Below are 269 nucleotides of genomic sequence, written 5' to 3'. Positions count from 1 at the left end.
TCATATGTTCAACATTTTCCCACGGAAAATCCTCGCGCCCGAAGTGACCGCCCGCTGCCGTGCGGCTGTAAATGGGGTTCAGCAGGTCGAGCTGCTTGATGATGCCCGCAGGGGTCAGGTCATACACCTTGCGCACCGCTGCTGCCAAACAGTCATCCTCACAGATGCCAGTGCCGAAAGTGTTCACATCCACCATGACAGGGTCTTTTTCCCTGATGGCATACGCCAGCGTGACCTGACAACGATTGGCAAGATGGGCGGCGACCATG

Annotated in this window: 1 protein-coding gene; it reads right to left on the bottom strand. The window is 56.9% G+C overall.

The features are described 5' to 3' along the window. On the bottom strand, positions 1–269 hold a 269-nt coding region (locus NE623_RS14545), incomplete at both ends, for a methionine adenosyltransferase domain-containing protein (protein WP_256273535.1).

It is taken from the genome of Gemmiger formicilis, from assembly GCF_024462815.1.
Classification (GTDB): Bacteria; Bacillota; Clostridia; order Oscillospirales; family Ruminococcaceae; genus Gemmiger.
This window is presented reverse-complemented; position numbering and strand designations above follow the sequence as displayed.